At 74.1% G+C, this 14,541-nt stretch carries 11 protein-coding genes and 1 tRNA gene; 7 read left to right on the top strand and 5 right to left on the bottom strand.

Annotated features, from left to right (window positions below; genetic code table 11):
• Positions 1–139: 139 nt before the first annotated feature.
• Positions 140–1,381 (top strand): TerD family protein, encoded by a 1,242-nt coding sequence (locus tag ACFWZ5_RS39700; protein ID WP_384806756.1) that lies wholly within the window; start codon positions 140–142, stop codon positions 1,379–1,381.
• 40 nt (positions 1,382–1,421) lie between these two features.
• On the opposite strand, the gene ACFWZ5_RS39705 is transcribed toward ACFWZ5_RS39700, so the two are convergent.
• From ACFWZ5_RS39705 to ACFWZ5_RS39720, 4 genes are all read right to left on the bottom strand, one after another.
• A complete protein-coding gene (locus tag ACFWZ5_RS39705) occupies positions 1,422–2,471 on the bottom strand; it encodes a 1-aminocyclopropane-1-carboxylate deaminase (RefSeq protein WP_384806754.1) in 1,050 nt (349 codons plus the stop codon).
• 103 nt (positions 2,472–2,574) lie between these two features.
• Positions 2,575–3,276: a GntR family transcriptional regulator gene (locus ACFWZ5_RS39710; protein ID WP_384892077.1), complete on the bottom strand. Its 702-nt coding sequence runs from the start codon at positions 3,274–3,276 to the stop codon at positions 2,575–2,577.
• Between the two features lie 155 nt (positions 3,277–3,431).
• Positions 3,432–5,012 carry a TROVE domain-containing protein gene (locus tag ACFWZ5_RS39715; RefSeq protein WP_384805706.1) on the bottom strand — a complete coding sequence of 527 codons (1,581 nt, stop codon included), beginning with the start codon at positions 5,010–5,012 and terminating at the stop codon, positions 3,432–3,434.
• 97 nt (positions 5,013–5,109) lie between these two features.
• Positions 5,110–5,179, bottom strand: a tRNA-Ser gene (locus ACFWZ5_RS39720).
• Between the two features lie 149 nt (positions 5,180–5,328).
• Between ACFWZ5_RS39720 and ACFWZ5_RS39725 the strand changes: the two genes are divergently transcribed.
• Positions 5,329–7,665 carry a protein kinase gene (locus tag ACFWZ5_RS39725; RefSeq protein WP_384805704.1) on the top strand — a complete coding sequence of 779 codons (2,337 nt, stop codon included), beginning with the start codon at positions 5,329–5,331 and terminating at the stop codon, positions 7,663–7,665.
• Positions 7,662–9,983 carry a protein kinase gene (locus ACFWZ5_RS39730; protein ID WP_384892080.1) on the top strand — a complete coding sequence of 774 codons (2,322 nt, stop codon included), beginning with the start codon at positions 7,662–7,664 and terminating at the stop codon, positions 9,981–9,983. Before ACFWZ5_RS39725 ends, ACFWZ5_RS39730 begins: the two co-directional genes overlap by 4 nt.
• Before the next feature lie 6 nt (positions 9,984–9,989).
• Here the strand turns inward: ACFWZ5_RS39730 and ACFWZ5_RS39735 are convergent, their stop codons facing one another.
• On the bottom strand, positions 9,990–11,435 hold the full coding sequence (locus ACFWZ5_RS39735; protein WP_384806112.1) for an alkaline phosphatase PhoX: 1,446 nt from the start codon (positions 11,433–11,435) through the stop codon (positions 9,990–9,992).
• Between the two features lie 190 nt (positions 11,436–11,625).
• Here ACFWZ5_RS39735 and ACFWZ5_RS39740 point away from each other — a divergent pair, with 190 nt between their 5' ends.
• The 4 genes from ACFWZ5_RS39740 to ACFWZ5_RS39755 all read left to right on the top strand — a co-directional run bounded on the left by ACFWZ5_RS39740 (position 11,626) and on the right by ACFWZ5_RS39755 (position 14,494).
• The gene (locus ACFWZ5_RS39740) at positions 11,626–12,405 is read left to right on the top strand and encodes an SDR family NAD(P)-dependent oxidoreductase (RefSeq protein ID WP_384806114.1); all 780 of its coding nucleotides are present in this window, start codon (positions 11,626–11,628) and stop codon (positions 12,403–12,405) included.
• A 175-nt stretch (positions 12,406–12,580) separates the two neighbouring features.
• A complete protein-coding gene (locus tag ACFWZ5_RS39745; RefSeq protein ID WP_384806116.1) occupies positions 12,581–12,817 on the top strand; it encodes a hypothetical protein in 237 nt (78 codons plus the stop codon).
• A gap of 58 nt (positions 12,818–12,875) precedes the next feature.
• Positions 12,876–14,036: a hypothetical protein gene (locus ACFWZ5_RS39750; protein ID WP_384806118.1), complete on the top strand. Its 1,161-nt coding sequence runs from the start codon at positions 12,876–12,878 to the stop codon at positions 14,034–14,036.
• Positions 14,037–14,047: 11 nt separating this feature from the next.
• Positions 14,048–14,494 (top strand): hypothetical protein, encoded by a 447-nt coding sequence (locus ACFWZ5_RS39755; protein WP_384806120.1) that lies wholly within the window; start codon positions 14,048–14,050, stop codon positions 14,492–14,494.
• The last annotated feature ends 47 nt before the right edge of the window (positions 14,495–14,541 follow it).

Consider the following 14,541-nt stretch of genomic DNA (forward strand, 5'->3'; position numbering starts at 1 on the left):
CGGGGGTCCCAGGGGGCGGAGCCCCCTGGTTCGGGAAGGGGCGGGTCTGGGGCGCCCCCGCGAGGGTCCGCCCGGGGAAAATCCCCCGAGGTAAGGGAACGGCAAAGTACCCCCGGTCGTTACCCCAGGCATGACAGCTATGACCCCCGGCTCGAACATCCCCCTGACCGCGGCCCGCGTGGCGGTGGACGTCACCGCCCCCGTGAGGCTTGACGTATCGGGCCTGCTGCTCACCGCCGACGGCAAGGTGCGCTCCGACGACGACTTCATCTTCTACAACCAGCCCGCCGGCCCAGGCGTGACGTACCGCTCGGGCGGCGGCACGTCCCCGGACGCGATCACGGTGGACACCACCGCCGTCCCCCCGGGCATCGAGAAGATCGTCGTGACGGCCAGCCCGGACGCGGCGGGCCAGACCTTCCAGGGCATCGAGCCCACGGCCACCATCCGCAACGCGGACGACGGCACGGCACTCGCCACCTTCACGCCGCCGCGGCTCGGCACGGAGACGGCCCTCGTCATCGTCGAGATCTATCTGCGCAACGGCGCGTGGAAGGCCCGCGCCGTCGGCCAGGGGTACGCCAACGGCCTCGCGGGCATCGCGACGGACTTCGGCGTGAGCGTCGAGGAGCCCGCAGCCCCCGCCGCCGCGCCGGTCGCCCCGCCGCAGGCCCCGGCCGCCCCCATGGCGCCCCCGTCCGGCCCCCCGGTCCAGGGCCCGCCCCCGCCGGTCACCACCCCGGCCGCCCCGCCGGCACCCCCCGCGGCCCCCGCGGCCCCGGCGGCCCCCGCCCCCGGCGCCGGGAAGATCAACCTGGACAAGGGCCGCGTCAGCCTCCAGAAGAACCAGACGGTCTCCCTGGTCAAGGGCGGCCGCCCGCTCCTGTCCCAGGTCAAGATGGGCCTCGGCTGGGAGCCCGCGTTCCGCGGCAAGGACATCGACCTGGACGCGTCGGTGATCGCGTACGGCCCGCAGCGCAACCACATCGACAGCTGCTACTTCGGCAAGCTGTCGATCCTGAAGGGCGCCATCAAGCACTCCGGCGACAACCTGACGGGGGAGGGCGGCGGTGACGACGAGGTGATCGTCGTCGACCTGGGCCGTCTCCCCCAGGACGTCACGGGCCTGGTCTTCACGGTGAACTCGTTCTCCGGCCAGAAGTTCACGGAGGTCGCGAAGGCCTACTGCCGCCTGATCGACGGCACCACGGGCGAGGAACTGGTCCGCTTCGACCTGACGAACGCCGAGGCGCAGACGGGCGTGATGATGGCCAAGCTGATCCGCCAGTTCTCCGGCGAGTGGGACATGACGGCGATGGGCGACTTCGTGAAGTCCCGCACCGTACGCGGCATGGTGAAGCCCGCCGCCCAGGCGCTCTAGCGGCGAGGGGCGACGGGCGACCGGTGACGGACGGCCCGGCCTAGGCGAACAGCCCGCTGTACGCGTTCAACGCGGGCTGTCCGCCCAGGTGGGCGTAGAGCACCGTCGCGTCCGGGCCGATCTCGCCGCGGCGTACGAGGTCGATGAGGCCCGCCATCGACTTCCCCTCGTACACGGGGTCGGTGACCATGCCCTCGGTGCGGGCGGCGACGCGCATCGCGTCGAGGGTCGCCTCGTCGGGGACGCCGTAGGTGCCGCCGTGGTAGCGCTCGTCCAGCTCGACGTCGGCGGCCTCGATGTCACGGCGTACTCCGACGAGCGCGGCGGTGGAGCGGGCGATGCGGAGGATCTGCTCGCGGGTGCGGGCGGGTTCGGCGGAGGCGTCGATGCCGAGCACGCGGCGCGGCCGGGCCCGTCCCCCCGCCGCCGCCTCGTCCTCGGCGAGTGCCGCGAACCCCGCGACCATGCCCGCCTGCGTCGACCCGGTCACCGAGCACACCACGACCGTGTCGAAGAAGACCCCCAACTGCCGCTCCTGCTCGGCGACTTCGGCCGCCCAGCCCGCGAAGCCGAGCCCGCCGAGCCGGTGCTCGGACGCGCCCGCCGGGATGGCGTAGGGCTTGCCGCCCGCCTCCTCGACCTCCCGTACCGCCTGCTCCCAGCTCTCCTTGATGCCGATGTCGAACCCGGCCCGCACCAGGCGCACATCGGCGCCCGCGAGACGGCTGACCTGGATGTTGCCGACCTTGTCGTAACCGGGGTCCGACCAGTCGACCCAGCTCTCCTGCACGAGCACGCACTTGAGCCCGGCGTGCGCCGCGGCCGCCGCGACCTGCCGGGTGTGGTTGGACTGCACGCCGCCGATCGACACGAGCGTGTCGCAGCCCTGGGCGAGCGCGTCGGCGACCAGGTACTCCAGCTTGCGGGTCTTGTTGCCGCCGTAGGCGACGCCGGAGTTGCAGTCCTCGCGCTTGGCCCACAGGGCGGCTCCGCCCAGGTGCCGGGTCAGACGGTCGAGCCGGTGCACGGGTGAGGGGCCGAAGAGGAGGGGGTGGCGGGGGAAGGAGTCGAGCGTGGCGGCGAGGGGCACGGCAATCTCCGGTCGGTCAAGGGGGGGTTGGGGAAGAAGGGGGGGTGGGGAAGGTGGTGCGGCCGGCCCGGTCGGCCCGGTCGGCCGAGATGGGTCGGTCGGCTCAGACGGTGCGGCCGTCGCCCGGAGCGTCGCCGCGGCCGCCGCGGCCGCCGCCCGGATCGTCGTCGGCGAGCTCCTCGAGCGCCCGCCAGATCTCCGTGGTGACGCGCACGGCCGCGTCCGTGTCGCCCGCCGCGCACGCGTCGATCAGGCGGTCGTGCAGGGCGACGGAGCGGCACCGGCTGCCCGCGCCGAACATCCGGCGCTCCAGGCGGCGGATCAGCGGGGTGTAGCGGGCGATGGTGGCGGCGGCCGCGCGGTTGCCGCCGGCGTGCACGAGCACGTCGTGCACCGCGTCGTCGGCGTCGAGGGCCGCGGCCACGTCACCGGACGCGACGGCTTCGGAGAAGCGGGAGTTGGCCGCGCGCATCGCGTCGATGTGCACGGGGTCGAGGCGGGGCACGGCGGCGCGCGCGGCCAGTTCGTGCATCGCGCGCACCACGGCGGCCGCGTCGCGGACGTCGGCGGCGACCAGCGGCGTGACCCGGGTGCGGCTCTGCGGCTTCGTCTCGACCAGGCCCTCGTCGGCCAGGCGCGCGAGCGCCTCCCGGACGGGCGCCCGGGACAGGCCGAGCAGCTCGGCGAGGTCGACGTCGCGCACGACGGCGCCGGGCTCGATGTCCCCGCCGACGATGGCGTCACGTATCGCCACGTACGCCTGGTCGCGGAGGAGTGAGCGGCGCACGGGCCGTAGAGCGTCCATGAACTGAAATATTAGATACCAGTTCGGGCTTTGAACAGATGCCCGAGCGCGCGGATAGGGGCGAGGGCGCGCGCCGGCGGTCGGCCGGCACGCGCCCTCGTCCTCCGTCTCCGTCTCCGTCTCCGTCTCCGTCTCCGTCCGTGGAGCCTCGGCCCTCAGCGGATCCAGGGCCAGTCCGCCGCCCGTCCCGCCTCCAGGAGCTGCACCATGCGGAACGCCGCGTCCGAAAGCCCTCCGAACACATGGCGGTTGCCCGTGCCCGACGCGCCGTGGCCCGTCCGGTAGCCCGCCAGGTTCCAGGTGTACACCGGGATGTGCGCCGGGATCTGGTCGGTCGGGTCGCCGTGGTGGCTGTACGCGGCCTGCTCGTCGGTGACGATCAGGACCCGGTCGTGCTTGCGGTAGTGGCGGCGCACCGCCTCGGTGGTGTCGGTGCCGCCGAGGCTGTCGAAGCGCTCAAGGACCTTCAGGACCGACTCGCCCTTGCGGTAGGGCACTTCGGCGCTCGTGGTGCCGAACTGGACGAGGTCCGCGTCCGCCGCCCGCAGTGCGAGCGCCGTGCCGAACACCGCCGCCGCGTCGGCGCGGTCGAGCTGCGAGCGCTCCGACAGCGGCGCCCACATCGACCCGGAGCGGTCGACGAGGATCAGCGAACGGCCCGGCAGCGCCGGTACGTTGCCCAGCGAGTGGCCGAGCGCCTGCTCCAGCGGGTACGCCCAGCGCAGCGACGGCGCGTGCTGGTACGCGGCGAGGTAGCGGAACGGGAACTGCCGCGACCGCGCGACCTCCGCCGGGTCCGCGAGCCGCGCCGCGACGCCCGCCGCGACCTCGTCGCTGACGCCCGCCTCGTCGAAGTTCCGCAGGTTCCGCACGAGGGCCATCACGCCCATCGACGGGATCACGGCCTCCCACGCGGCCCTGTCCATCGGCCCCTGCAGCCAGCCCGCGAGCGCCTCCCAGGTCATGCCCGCGGCGGCGAGCCGCTCGGCCGCGCCCGCGCCGGTGACGACGCGGCGCCGCTTGGCGACGCGCAGCGCCATCAGGTCGCGGTGCGCGGCGAGCACGGGCAGCGACCCCGGCACCACGGCCGTCTCCGGGTGGTGGCGCCGGTCGAGCGCGTACTGGAACAGGTCGCCCTGCCACGGCTTGTCCGGGTCGGGCGCGGCGTGCACCAGGTTGAGGATGTCGCCGAAGCGGTAGCCCTTGGACGCCGTGTCGTACTTCAGGAGCGACTTCTCGCTGTAGAGGCGGCGTACGGCGTCGGCGATGCCGCGCTTGACGGGCTTGGGCACGGTCCGTCCGTACGTCGCCGTCCAGTAGCCGAGCAGCTCGCCGGGCTCGTCCGGGCGGCGCAGGACGGACGCGACGACCTGGCGGTTGGCGGGTCCTTCGGTGGCGCCCGCCTCCAGGCGCGCCCGTACGTACTCGGCGGCGCCGACCAGCGATGCCGTGCGCATGTTGCCGTCGCCGCGGAGCCAGCCGAGCAGGCCCGCGGTCCACTCGGGGTCCTCGACGGCGAGCTTCCGCACGAGCGCGGCGAACCGGTCGTCGCGGGCCTCCCCGCTCTCGTAATACGTCTTCTGCGTCACGAAATTCGCGACCGCGAGCAGAAAGAGCTCCGAGCGGGCGTCCCGGAGATGTCCCCGGCCGCCCTCGTGAGTGCGGGTGATCTCGCCGGTCGAGCGGACGGGCGAGGTGAGAAGTGCCTTGGTGGCCTTGACGTTGAATCGGGCCATGATGAATTCCCCCGGAAATGCTGAAGGTGTCCAGAGATCTGAGGCGGCGGAACTGACATTGGTGCTCTGGCCCCTGAGCTACACCGGCCTGAAGTGCCGGTGGCGGGACTCGAACCCGCGACCTCCCCGTTAGCAGCGGAAGTAAGTCCTGCCTGCGCACCTGGACATGGATCACTTTAGGAAGAAGGGGTTCTCGGGCGCCAAGGGTTTTTCCGGGGCGCAACCGTACGATGCCCGGAAGGCGTCGCTCTGTTCGGTCGAGCCGGGGGTCGACCGGGGTCGGACCGGGGAGGGGACTGGCGGTATGGCAGGGGCCATGCGGAAGACGCCCGCCGCGATCGGGGGCTATCGCGTCGTCGCGCGGCTCGGCGCGGGCGGCATGGGCCGGGTGCACCTGGCGCGGTCCGCGTCCGGGCGCCCCGTCGCCGTGAAGACCGTGCACGCGCACCTCGCCACCGAGCCGGAGTTCCGCGAGCGGTTCCGCCGCGAGACGGCCGCGGCGCGGGCCGTCACCGGCCCCTTCACCGCGGCCGTGCTCGACGCCGACCCCGACGCGGAACGGCCGTGGCTGGCCACGGAGTTCTGTGCGGGCCCCGACCTGACGGAGGCCGTCGCCGCGCACGGCCCGCTGTCCGCCGCCGACCTCGCCGCGCTCGGCGCCGCGCTCGCGGAGGCGCTGCTCGCCGTGCACGCGGCGGGTCTGGTGCACCGCGATCTGAAGCCGGCCAACGTCGTCGTGACGCGGGCGGGGCCGAAGGTCCTCGACTTCGGCATCGCCAAGAGCGCGGCCGACGACAGCCTCACGGCGAGCGACGAGGCCATCGGCTCCCCCGGTTTCATCGCGCCCGAGCAGCTGGCGCGCGGCGCCGACGGGACCCGGCCGGGGCCGCCCGCCGACGTGTTCGCGCTCGGCGCGGTCCTCGCGCTCGCCGTGACGGGGCGGGCCCCGTTCGGCGCGGACGGCGCGGCCCGCGTCCTGTACCGCACGCTGCACGAGCCCCCGGACCTGGACGCCGTACCCGACCCCGTGCTGCGCACGTTCCTCACCCGCTGCCTCGCCCGCACCCCCGAGGACCGGCCCACGGTCGCGGACGTCCTCACTTGGTGCGGGCAGCGGACGGCGACCGCGCCGTGGTGGGAGCGGGGTCCGGTGGCCGAGCTGATACGGCGTCACGAGGACGAGGTGTCACGGCTGTTGGCGCCGGACGTCGAAGGGGATGCCTCGTCCGGCGGGAGCGGCGGCAGCTCGTACGGCGTACGGGACGTGGGTACCCGTCCGACCGACCGCCTCCTTCCGGAGCCCTCCGTCACCGCCCCGCTGAGCGACACTCCGGCGCCCGGCCCGGCCCGTCGGCGGCTGTTCCTGTGGGGCGGTGGCGCACTGGCCGCGGCGGCCGCGGGCACGGTGGCCGTCGCCGCCCTGACGGGGGACGACGGCAGACGCGGCGGGCGGCGGCCCGCGCGCGGGCCCCGGGGCCGCGTCCTGTGGAGCCGTGACGTGGGCGACCTCAACCCCCGTACGCTGCTGCGCCGCGGCGACGACCTGTATCTGCTCGGCGCGGACGGCTTGATCTGTCTCGACGCCCGGTCCGACACGGTCCGCTGGGAGTACCCGGAGCGGAACATCCAGCTGGTGGAGCGCCACCGCGACACGGTCTACGTACTGCAGGACGACCTGTTCGAAGCGGAGGTGCACGCCCTCGGCGCCGCCACGGGCCGCCAGGTGTGGACGTCCCCGACCCCGGTCCTGAACCCCGCGCGGCGCGCGGTCAAGCCGTACCACTACAACGCCCCGAAGAGCGCCCTCGAGGGCGACCACGGCACGTTCGTGCTCTGCGGCGACGTGCTGTGCCTGCTGACGTACGCCTCGTACGACACCCTGTGGGCCCAGCGCAGCGCGTGGGGCAGGCACTGGCGGGCCTACGGCTTCGACACCCGCACCCATCGGGCCCTGTGGTTCCACGAGGGGGACGCCGCCGGAGTGATCGGGACGGACCAGGCGGGCGGCCGCATCGCCGTGGCCACGTCGGCGCACCGGAGCGGCGGGCTCGCGGACGAGGAGCCGCGCGGCCCGCTCGTGGTGCTGCGCGCCGACGACGGAACCGTGGAGCGGACCGTCCGCAACGGCGCGGCCCGTCCGGGCGTCCACCCGGGCGCGCGCGGCACCGCCCTGTACGCGACGCGGACCGCCGTCCGGTCGGTCGACCTCGCCACGGGCCGCGTCCGCTGGACCCGCCGCGCGGAGCGGATCGGCGCCCGCACCCCGCGTCCCGTGCGCGGTCTGGCGCTCGTCGCGACGGGCGACGGCGTCAGCGCGTACGACGCCGAGGCGGGCGGCGGGCTCCGCTGGACGCGGTCGGGGGTCAGCGAACTGGCCGCGTCCGACGGCTCGTTGCTCACGTGGGGCGAGGACGCCGGGCGCGGTACGGGTGCCGCGGCGGCGTACGCGTACGTGGCGGGGCCCGAGCCCGGCACGCGCGGCGGACCCGGCTGGGGCCTGCACGCCCTGGACGTCCGCACCGGCAGGACCGCCTGGGCGGTGGAGCTGGACGCGATCGGCGCGGTGCGGGCGGCGGCGGCCGGTGGCGGCCTGGTCCACCTGCTGGCCGACGGCACGCTCCGGACGGTCCGGGCCCCGGGTCGTCGCCGATGACGACGCCGCTCCTGCCGGAGGACCCCCTCACGCTGGGGCGGCACCGGCTCCTGGCCCGCCTGGGCGCGGGCGGCATGGGTCAGGTGTATCTGGCGCGCAGCCCCGGCGGGCGCCTCCTCGCGGTCAAGACGGTGCACGCGCACCTCGCGGACGAGCCGCACTTCAGGGAGCGGTTCCGGCGCGAGGCGACCGCCGCGCGGGCGGTCACCGGGGCCCATACGGCGGCGGTGGTGGACGCGGACCCGGACGCGGAGCAGCCGTGGCTCGCCACGGCCTACCTCCCTGGCGTGACACTCCGTCAAGCCGTCGCGGAGACCGGCCCGTTCACGCCCGCGACCGCCCGCTCGCTGGCCTCCTGCCTCGCCGAGGCCCTGACCGGCATGCACGCCGCGGGCATCGTCCACCGCGACCTCAAACCGTCGAACGTCCTGCTCACCGCCGACGGTCCCCGCGTCATCGACTTCGGCATCGCACGCGCCACAGGCGACCACGCCCGGGGGCCGCTGACCGCGACGGGCGCGATGCTCGGCACGCCCGGCTACATGGCGCCCGAGCAGGTCCTCGGCACCGAAGTGGGCCCGGCGACGGACGTGTTCGCGCTGGGCGCGGTGCTCGCCTTCGCCACGACGGGCCAGCACCCCTTCGGCACGGGCCCGGTAGCGGTCCTGCTCTACCGCGCGGCCCACGAGGACCCGGACCTGACCGCCGTCCCGGAGACGGAGGGCCTCCGCGAGCTGATCACGGCGTGCCTGCACAGGACCCCGGCCCGGCGCCCCACGGCAACGGCCGCCCTCACCGCGACCACCCACCCGAACCCACCCCTGTGGTGGCGGGACCAGCCCCTGCGGTCACTGATCGCCGAGTCCACGCACACCACCAGCCCCCTCACCGCATCGCCAACCCCGCTGCAAGAGCCCACCCTCGCAACCCCAACCCCAACCCCAACCCAAAAGCCCGCCCCTGCCGCCCCCACCCACCACCGCCGCCGCACCCTCACCCGGCGCTCCGCACTCCTCGCCGGAGGCGGGGGGCTCGCGGCGCTGGCGGGATGGGCCATCAGCACCTCGTCCGGCCGGCCGGACGACACCGCGGACGCGGACGGTCTGGCGCTGTCCACGGGGCGGAAGGCACCGGGCGCCACGCGGTGGACGCTGACGCTCGCGGCGGCGGGCGGCGGCCTCGACGGCATGCTGCTCACCGGCACCACGGTCCTGGTGCACGGCCCGCGCCCCGACAGCGCCCTCGGCGGCACGGTCCACGCCGTCCACGCCACCGACGGCACCTCGCGCTGGCAGCAGAAGGGCGGTTCGGACGCCGCACCCCGGATGTGGGGTGTCGTCGACGACCTCCTCATCGCGCCCGACGTCCTCGCGGGCGCCGCCGACCTCCGTACGGGAAAGCCCTGGCCGGTGGAGAACGCCTGGCCGGGGACCACCCGCTGGTACGCGGTCGCGGGGCGGCGGCTCGTCACGCTGGGCGCCGTCGGCAGCACGGACTTCGAGCTGCGGCTGCGTACGCTGCCCGCGGGCGGCTCCGCCGTGACGCGCAAGGACGTGCCGGACTGGCACCGGCCCGCCGTCCACGGCTCGGCGCTGCTGCTCGCCGCGCAGCCCGGCTCGTTCGACGAGGGCGCGATGTGCGTCGACGCGGACAGGGGCGCCACGCGGTGGACGTACAAGGGACTCGGTTCCGACGCGCGGGCGGTGGCCGCTCCCGCGACGCTGCCCCAACGCGGCGGGCGCGGGCCGCGGTTCGCGCTCGTGACCGACGAGGGCGAGCTGCACCTCATCGGCGTCCGCGACGGCAAGCAGCTGGCGCGCCGCGGGCTCGGCATCGCGGCGGGGCGCGGCACGACCGCCGTCGGCCGGGTGGCCGACACCGGCCTCGTGCTCGGCGGCGGGCGGCTCATCGCCTTCGACCCGGACGACGGCAAGGAGCTGTGGCAGCACCCCACGGCCGGGCTCACCGCCAGCTGGCGGCGCGGCCCCGGCGGCGCACCCGCCCCCGTGACCGCCGACGGGGTCCTGCTGCACTGGACGGACCCCACAACGCTGGCGGCCGTCGACGTCGCCGACGACGGCAGAACGCTGTGGGAGGCGCCGTTCGGCGCCACCGCCCAGTGCCCGCCCGCCGTCGGCGGCGCCACCGTCTACGCCACCGCGGGCCGCGTGTGCCGGGCCCTGTCGCTGCGCGGCGGCAAGCGCCTCAGGGAGTGGCGGCTAGACGACACGGCCGCCGCGCTCGCCGCCGACGCCTCCGGGTGGTACGCGCTGATCGGCAAGGAGTCCGTCCGGGCCGTCAACGCGCCGACGACGTAAGGGCGTTCAGCTGCGCACCCGCCGCCACGGACCCGTGATCGCGAACATGATGCCGGGCGTCTGGATGTTGGCGAACAGGGTCCTGCCGTCCGGCGAGAACGTGACGCCCGTGAACTCGCTGTAGGAGGGCTTCTCCGGTGTGCCCTCGTTGAGTTCGTTGCGGGCGATCGGGTACGTGCGGCCGCGCTCCGTCGCGCCGAACAGGTGCTGGACGCCGTCGCCGTCCTCGGCCAGGATCAGGCCGCCGTACGGCGAGACGGTGATGTTGTCCGGGCCGTCGAACGCGCCGTCCTTGTCCGGGTCGGCGTTCACGCCCAGCCGGACCTTCAGGGTCAGGGTCCGGCGGCCCGGGTGGTAGAACCACACCTGCCCGTCGTGCTGCACTCCGGGGCTCTCCGCGCGGGCGTACGAGGAGACGATGTACGCGCCGCCGTCGCCCCACCACATGCCTTCGAGCTTGCGGGCGCGCGTGACGGCGCCGAGGTCGAACTGCTTGCGCACCGGGACGGTGCGCGCGTCGCGGTCGGGGACCTCCACCCAGTCGACGCCGTACACCGTGCCGATCTTCGTGGCGCGCGACAGGTCGTCGACGAACCGACCCCCGGAGTCGTAGCACTTGGGGGCCTTCAGGACGCCCGCGTCGTCGGCGAGGGCCCGCAGCCTGCCGCGGCCGTGCCGGAAGCCGTCCGGCGGGGTCCAGCGGTAGAACAGGCCGTTGGGCCCGGCCGCGTCCTCCGTCAGATACAGATGGCCCCGCTTGGGGTCGACGACGACGGCCTCGTGGGCGTACCGGCCGAGGGCCTTGACCGGCTTGGGGTCACGATTCGCGCGCCGGTCGTGGGGGTCGACCTCGAAGACGTAGCCGTGGTCCTTGGTCATGCCGTTGGTGCCGGCCTTGTCCTCGGTCTCCTCGCAGGTCAGCCAGGTGCCCCACGGGGTCGAGCCGCCCGCGCAGTTGGTGGCGGTGCCCGCGACGCCCACCCACTCGGCGACGTGTCCGCCACGCCGGACCTCGACGACCGTGCAGCCCCCGGACGCGGCCGGATCGTAGACCAGGCCCTCGGTGAGCGGCACCGGGTGCGGCCACTTCGAGCGGGGGCCGCTCAGCTCGTGGTTGTTGACGAGCAGCGTCACCCCGCGCGGCCCGGCGAAGGCGGCGGTGCCGTCGTGGTTCGACGGCGTGAACTCGCCGGTCTCCAGCTTGGTCCGGCCGCTGTGCGTGAGGACGCGGTACGAGAACCCGGCGGGCAGCGCGAGCAGGCCCTCGGGGTCGGGGACGAGCGGGCCGTAGCCGGGCCCGTGGCCGTGCCCGTCGGCCCCGGCCTCCTCCGTCTCCTGCGCGGCGAGGGCCCCGGGCGCGGTGGCGAGCGCGCCGACGCTGCCGGCGAGCGCGATCCCCGCCCCGGTGGCGGCGGATCGTCTGGTGAAGTCCCTGCGAGTGAGCGACGACATGGTTTCTCCTGAGGGAGCGGACGACGGCGGGTGCGAGGGGGGCGGCTACGACCGGGCTGCTGTCGGCGACAGATTCCCGCTCACGTATAAACGGCAGTTGAACGCCGTCCGACTTCGGCGGTCAGCTTCCGGAGCACCTCATTCCGTGCGCCGTCAGCCCGTGATTCCGTCAGCCCTCAGGAGATCCCGTATGACATCCCGTACGACCCTGCCGAGCACCGGCCGCCGCGTCCTCGTCAGCGGCGCCTCGCGAGGGCTCGGCCGGGCCCTCGCCCGCGCGTTCGCGGACAACGGCGACCGGGTCGCGGTGCACTTCGGGTCGCGCAAGGAGGAGGCGCGGGACACGCTCGACTCGCTGGCCGGGGACGGCCACGCCCTGGTGGGCGGCGATCTGTCGGACCCGGAGGGCGCGCGGGACGTCACCGACCGCGCGGCCGACGCGCTCGGCGGCATCGACGTCCTGGTCAACAACGCCGCCGTGAACCTGCCGCACCCGCCCGCCACCACGTCGTACGAGGACTGGACCGCGCTGTGGCAGCAGCACGTGTCGGTCAACCTGCTCGCCACGGCGAACCTCAGCCACCTCGCCGCACACCGCATGATCGGCCAGGGCACGGGCGGCCGGATCGTGAACATCGGCTCGCGCGGCGCCTTCCGCGGCGAGCCGGACCACCCCGCGTACGGCGCGACGAAGGCGGCCGTGCACGCGCTCGGCCAGTCCCTGGCGGTGGCGCTCGCGCCGCACGGCATCGCGGTGGCGTCGGTGGCGCCCGGGTTCTTCGAGACGGAACGCGTGGCGCACCGGCTCAGCGGGGCCGAGGGCGCGGCGATCCGGGCACAGAGCCCGTTCGGGCGCGCGGGCACGGCCGAGGAGATCGCGGCGGCGGTGCTGTGGCTGGCGTCCCCGGCGGCCGAGTGGTCCTCGGGCACGGTCCTGGACGTCAACGGGGCTTCGTACCTGCGTACTTGAGAACGGGCGTGCGAATGTGACGCGCGCGTAACTGGTCGGAAGGGACTTCGTAAACAAGGTCAACAGACGCGGACCGGCTGTAAAGCCATGATTTCGCGCGGCACGCCTTGACCGTCGGTGTCCCCCGCAATAGACATCCCCTACCTGCATCACCCACGCGGGGAGGCGAGCCGGAGTGGACGCGCACCGGGCACGCCACCTGCACGAGGACCGGCTGATGAAGCTGGCCCATGTGACCGGGGTCGGACTGGGGAGAGACGACCGCTCGGGCACGGACGTGATCATCGTCTTCGTCACCCGCCGGGTGCCGCGCGACCGGCTCCGGGACGAGGACGTGGTTCCGGACACGCTCGAAGGCATCCCCGTGCGCGTGCTCGCGATCGGCGACGTCGACGCGCAGGGCACCTCCTGAGACACGGTCCGGCACCCGAACCCTCACCAGGGAAAGGCTCAGGAAGGGGTGGTCTGGCGTGCGCCAGTCCGAATTGATGCGAGGACCCACCGGCGGAACGCTCACCGACAGTTCGCGGCAGCAGGCGCTGTCCGACTTCCTGCGGCGGGAGGAGCCGCTCGCCAACGTCGTCGGCTTCGGACACGGGGTGAAGTGGGTCGGCGGACAGCCCACCGGCGAGCCCGCCGTCCTGGTGTTCGTCGCCCAGAAGGTGCCCGAGTCGCTGCTACCCGAACGGGATGTGATTCCGCGTCAGATGGACGACGGGACCCCCACGGACATCATCGCGGTCGGCCATGTGGCCGCCCAGCGCCAGCAGCAGCGCAGGTCCGCGCGGGCCGAGGACCGCTCGCCGCTGGCCTTCGACGGCGAGGGCCGGATCTCCGAACAGCTCGCGGGGATCGGCCAGCCGTCCCTGGAGGAGCGCATCGGCCCCGCCGCGTTCGAGCCGCAGCTGCTCAAGCGGCGCATGCGGCCGTGCCCCTCGGGCTTCTCCGTCGGCAACGTACGGGTCACCGCGGGCACCCTCGGCAGCGTCGTGTACGACTTCCTGCCCGGCGCCACCGTCGACCCGCCCGGCGCGGGGCTCGGCGTCCCCGCCAAGTTCTACATCCTGTCCAACAACCACGTGCTCGCCGACTCCAACCGCGCCCAGTCCGGCAGCGCCATCGTGCAGCCCGGCGTGTTCGACGGCGGCCAGGACCCGGCGGACCGCATCGCGACCCTGGACCGCTTCATCACCATCCAGTTCGCGCCGCAGATCCCGCTGGACCGGCACAACAACGTCGTCGACGCGGCCCTCGGCTCCGTCGACTTCCAGGACGCGACGCGCGAGCAGTACTTCAGCGGGGCGCCGCGCGCCTGGCGGCGCAAGGCCAAGGTGGCCGTCGGCGACACCGTCAAGAAGTCCGGGCGCACCACGAACATCAGCTTCGGCCGGATCATCTCCGTCGACGCGACGATCGACGTCAACTACGGCACCGCGGGCACGGCCCGCTTCAAGGACCAGATCCTCACGACGAACATCTCCGCGGGCGGCGACTCCGGTTCCCTCGTCACCTCGCTGGACAACGTCGCGCTCGGGCTGCTCTTCGCCGGTTCGTCGACCGTCACCGTCATCAACCACATCGAGAACGTCCGGGCGCTGCTGCGCGTCGAGGTCGCGGAACAACTGGCCTGAGGGAGGGCCCCATGACCACACAGGCACGCAAGCAGAAGGCGGCCACCCGCGCGGAACACCGCTTCTTCAACCCGCAGGGTGCCGAGGTCAAGACGCGGGACGAGGCGTTCGCCGCGCCCATGGACGTCTCGGCGGAGGCCGTCTCCGCGCAGTGCGCGCTGACGCTCCACAACGGCCAGGTCACGTTCGCCATCGAGGTGAAGTACAACCCCAACACCTACCCGCACGTCGTCACCGGCGGCCAGATCACCTCCGGCATCTGCGGCGCCCCCTGGGACCTCACCGGCGGCCACCTCGGCGACACGCTCCGCCTCGACGCGAAGCGGGCGGGCCAGGGCTCGTGCGCGTCGACGATCACGATCGTCGGCGAGTACCAGAACCCACCCGCGTACCGCGGCACCTACGGCTTCGACGGCGCGACGTCTTCGTTCAAGCACGTCACCCGCTACGAGTGCTGACGCTGGCGGGGGCGCCTTGAGCGGGCCCCCTTTCGGCCCTCCGGGCC

Origin of the sequence: Streptomyces sp. NPDC059003 (genome assembly GCF_042740445.1) — a bacterium.
Lineage (GTDB): Bacteria > Actinomycetota > Actinomycetes > Streptomycetales > Streptomycetaceae > Streptomyces.